This is a genomic window from Devosia sp. (assembly GCF_036406155.1).
GTDB lineage: Bacteria > Pseudomonadota > Alphaproteobacteria > Rhizobiales > Devosiaceae > Devosia_A.
This window is the reverse complement of the sequence record NZ_DASWVV010000031.1, coordinates 1-4,149: the sequence shown is the minus strand read 5'-3', so window position 1 is coordinate 4,149 and position 4,149 is coordinate 1. Positions and strand designations below refer to the sequence as shown.

At 69.2% G+C, this 4,149-nt stretch carries 5 protein-coding genes and 1 pseudogene; 5 read left to right on the top strand and 1 reads right to left on the bottom strand.

All coding sequences use genetic code 11. The annotated features are described in order from the left end of the window. A partial coding sequence (locus VGD93_RS02040; RefSeq protein ID WP_395008687.1) for an SH3 domain-containing protein occupies positions 1-250 on the top strand: 250 nt, incomplete at its 5' end. Between the two features lie 377 nt (positions 251-627). Then, a pseudogene (locus VGD93_RS02035) lies at positions 628-888 on the top strand (helix-turn-helix domain-containing protein); the annotation flags it as partial. Here the strand turns inward: VGD93_RS02035 and VGD93_RS02030 are convergent. After that, positions 860-1,303: an Lrp/AsnC family transcriptional regulator gene (locus tag VGD93_RS02030; RefSeq protein ID WP_395008685.1), complete on the bottom strand. Its 444-nt coding sequence runs from the start codon at positions 1,301-1,303 to the stop codon at positions 860-862. The pseudogene VGD93_RS02035 and the gene VGD93_RS02030 sit on opposite strands and share 29 nt — an antisense overlap. A 172-nt stretch (positions 1,304-1,475) precedes the next feature. Between VGD93_RS02030 and VGD93_RS02025 the strand changes: the two genes are divergently transcribed. The 3 genes from VGD93_RS02025 to VGD93_RS02015 all read left to right on the top strand — a co-directional run. Beyond that, the gene (locus tag VGD93_RS02025; protein WP_395008683.1) at positions 1,476-2,705 is read left to right on the top strand and encodes a thiamine pyrophosphate-dependent enzyme; all 1,230 of its coding nucleotides are present in this window, start codon (positions 1,476-1,478) and stop codon (positions 2,703-2,705) included. A gap of 3 nt (positions 2,706-2,708) precedes the next feature. Beyond that, on the top strand, positions 2,709-3,728 hold the full coding sequence (locus tag VGD93_RS02020; protein WP_395008681.1) for an alpha-ketoacid dehydrogenase subunit beta: 1,020 nt from the start codon (positions 2,709-2,711) through the stop codon (positions 3,726-3,728). Further along, a partial coding sequence (locus VGD93_RS02015; protein ID WP_395008679.1) for a biotin/lipoyl-containing protein occupies positions 3,725-4,149 on the top strand: 425 nt, incomplete at its 3' end. The genes VGD93_RS02020 and VGD93_RS02015, both read left to right, overlap by 4 nt.

Below are 4,149 nucleotides of genomic sequence, written 5' to 3'. Positions count from 1 at the left end.
GGTCGATGTCGACCCGGAGCCGGCGAACGTCGACCCGGAGCCAGGCGCCGCGGGTGCGGCACTGCGGGTCGTGGCCGGTGACGGCGTCAACGTGCGGACCGGGCCCGCGACCGACAGCGACAGGCTGTTTGCCCTGCCCGGCGGCGCGCCGGTCACCATTGCCGCTAGCGAGCAGGGCTGGGTGCGCATCGTTGCCCCGGACGGGCGGAGCGGCTGGGTCTATGAGAAATTCCTCCTGATGCCGCCGTGAGCAGGCGCCGAACCTGCCGGTTTGCTGACCGGCGATGTTGGCTGTTTGTCAGCATCGCCATGCCACCCTGACGCGTCGCTTCGATTCGAACGGCGCAGTCGTGGCGGCGCCGAGCACATCCGAGTGCCCCCAGATCGGCGCCGCCACGCAACAAAACCAATGTGTTAAGCGCCAGCGATGCGGCCAGGCCCGGTCATCGTGAGCGCGCCGGTCGCGTTCTACATCGCCCGCAGGATGGTTCGGTTGTCGGAGGGTGGACCAATACAGAACATAACGATGTGTTAACCATGAATCACGATGGTTGCCGGGCCGAACAGGCATTGGGGCGCTCAGAAAGAGGAGAAATGACTGGCTTTCGTGTCAGGGAGATCGCTGAGCAACTGGTGGGGCTCCCCGTCGCCGACGTCGAACGTCACCTGATCCTCGCTACCCTGAGGCAGACCGACGGCAATCGCACCCGTGCCGCCGGGATCCTCGGCATCTCCGTACGGACGATGCGCAACAAGCTCGGCGCCTATGCCCGCGAGGGCATCGACATTCCCCAGCCGGCACAGGGGCCGGGGGCGGGGCACGGTCAGCGCGCGCGCGACGGTGCCGATGCCGGCGCGCTCAGACCGGCAGGTCGGTGGTCAGCTTGACCGTCTTCAGCGAGAAGCTGGAGTTGACGGTGGAGACGCCGGGCAGGTGCAGGATGACCTTCTTGAGGAACTGCTCGTAGTCTTCGATGCTCTGGGCGACGACGCGCAGCAGATAGTCGCTCTCCCCGCTCATCGAAAAGCATTCGACGATCTGCGGGTGGGCGGCGACCTCGGTCTCGAAGGCCTCGAGCGTCGCCTCGTCCTGGCGCGCGAAGTGCAACTGGGCGAAGACGTTGACGCCGAAGCCGACGCGCCGCGGGTCGAGGATCAGGGCGCGGCGCTGGATCACCCCTTCCGCCTCCAGCTTCTTGATGCGACGCCAGCACGGGGTGTGCGAGAGGCCGACCTGCGCCGCCAGTTCGGTCATCGGCAGGTCGGGCTGGCGCTGCAGCACCCTGAGGATCTTGCGGTCCATGGCATCCATGCCATGAAATTAGCGGCCCGGGGCGCGCTCCGCAATCCTGTCCTAATCCGTTCATGGTTTCAGCCTTCCCATCCCAGCTGCGAGGGAGGGGAGGCGACGAAAAGCACAATCTGTCTCCTGGGTCGATGCCATAGTGAAGCCGACTTGGGAGGGTCGAGGAGGAATGGCACAGTCGGCACGACTGCAGCTGCATATCCCCATGCCGGCGGCGCGCCCGGGCGATCCGCCTGATTTTTCGCATATCGCCGTGCCACCCGCCGGGTTCAATGAGCGCCCCGACTCGCTGGCCGATCCGGGCACACTTGGCGACCTTGCCCACGGTCTGATCCGGGTGCTCGACGAGGGCGGCGACGCCGTCGGGGCATGGGCCCCCGAAATTGCGCCGGCCCAGCTCATCGCCGGGCTGCGCGCCATGCTGCTGACGCGCATCTTCGACGAGCGGCTGTACCGGGCGCAGCGCCAGGGCAAGACCAGCTTCTACATGAAGTCGCTGGGCGAGGAGGCCATCCCGGTGGCGCAGGCGTTGCTGCTCGGGCCGACCGACATGTGCTTTCCCACCTATCGCGACCTCGGCTGGCTGATGGCGCGCAACTATCCGCTGCTCGACCTCGTCAACCAGATCTTCTCGAACGGACGCGATCCGCTGCAGGGCCGGCAGTTGCCGATCCTCTATTCGGCGCGGGCGCACGGCTTCTATTCGCTGTCGGGCAACCTCGCCAACCGCTTCGGCCACGCCGTCGGCTGGGCCATGGCCTCGGCCTATCGCGGCGACGGCAACATCGCCGTCGCCCATATAGGGGAGGGCAGCACCGCCGAGGGCGGCTTCCACGAGGCGCTGACCTTCGCCAGCGTCTACAATGCGCCCGTCATCCTGTGCATCGCCAACAACCAGTGGGCGATCTCGAGCTTTTCCGGCATGGCCGGGGCGGAGCGGACGACCTTCGCCGCCAAGGCCATTGGCTACGGCCTGCCGGGGCTGCGCGTCGACGGCAACGACTTTCTCGCCGTGTGGGCGGCGACGCAGTGGGCCGCCGAGCGGGCCCGCGCCAATGGCGGCCCGACGCTCATCGAATTCTTCACCTACCGCGCTGCCGGCCACTCGACCAGCGACGACCCGGCCCGCTACCGACCCGCCGAGGAGGCGGCGCACTGGCCGCTGGGCGATCCGGTCGACCGCCTGCGCCGGCACCTCGTGCGGCTCGGCCAGTGGGATGACGTCCGTGACGCCGCGCTCGTCGCCGAACTCGAGCAGGCAGTGCGCGAGGCAGTGCGCCAGGGCGAGGCGAGCGGTACGCTGGGGCAGGGCAAGCCCAGCCTCGAGCAGATGTTCGAGGGCGTGTTCAAGGAGCCCGACTGGCGCGTCCTCGAACAGCGCCGCGAACTGGGGATCTGAGCCATGCCGGGGATGACCATGGTGCAGGCCCTCAACGATGCGCTCGACACCATGCTCGCCCTCGATCCGGAGGTGCTGGTGTTCGGCGAGGACGTCGGCTATTTCGGCGGCGTCTTCCGGGTCACCGACAAATTGCAGGCCAAATACGGCCCGACCCGCTGCTTCGATACCCCCATCGCCGAGGGCGGCATCGTCGCCGCCGCCATTGGCATGGCCGCCTACGGGCTACGCCCGGTGGTCGAGATCCAGTTCGCCGACTACATCCTGCCCGCCTACGACCAGCTGGTCTCGGAGGCGGCCCGCCTGCGCTACCGCTCCAACGGCGAGTTCACCGCCCCGATTACCGTGCGCGCTCCCTATGGCGGGGGCATTTTCGGCGGCCAGACGCACAGCCAGAGCCCGGAGGCGATCTTCGCCCACGTCACCGGACTGAAGACGGTCATCCCGTCCAATCCCCGCGACGCCAAGGGCCTGCTCATCGCCGCCATCGAATGCGACGACCCGGTGATCTTCCTCGAGCCCAAGCGGCTGTACAATGGCCCGTTCGACGGCCGCCCCGGGCAGGCGCTGCAGTCCTGGGACGGCCATCCCGCCGCCGAGGTCCCGGCCGGCCATTATACGGTGCCGCTCGGCACCGCCGCGGTGGTGCGTGCGGGCCATGCCGTCACCGTGCTCGCCTATGGCACCATGGTGCACGTCGCCGCCGCCGCCATCGCCGCCAGCGGCATCGATGCCGAATTGCTCGACCTGCGCTCGATCGTGCCGCTCGACATCGATGCCGTGTGCGCCTCGGTGCGCAAGACGGGGCGCTGCGTCATCGTGCACGAGGCCTCGCGCTTCGCCGGTTTCGGGGCCGAGCTCTCGGCGCTGGTGCAGGAGCGCTGCTTCTACTACCTCAAGAGCCCCATCGAGCGCGTCTGCGGCTGGGACACGCCGTATCCGCACGCCTTCGAGTGGGACTATTTCCCCGGCCCCGACCGGGTCGCCGCGGCGCTGCGCCGCGCCACGGAGGCAGCGGCATGAGCCCGTACGTCTTCCGCCTGCCCGACATCGGCGAGGGCGTCACCGAGGCCGAGATCACCGCCTGGTACGTCAAGCCCGGCGATACGATCGTCGAGGACCAGGCGCTGGTCGACGTGATGACGGACAAGGCCACGGTCGACATGTCCTCGCCCGTCGCCGGCGTGGTGCTGGCCGTGCATGGCGCCGTGGGCGACATGGTGGCCGTGGGGGCGCCGCTGGTGGAAATCCAGCAGGACAGGGCTACGACGGCAGCCGCGCCCGCAACGCCGGCGTTCGAGCCGGCCCCGCCCGAGCCACCCGAACCGCCCGAGCCCGTCGCCGCCGAGCCGGTTGCGCCGCCGCCACCGCCGCCACCATCGGCACCACCCCCGCCGTCGCCGCCGGTGGCGCCCACGACGCCGGCGGCCGCGCCGCTGGCGGC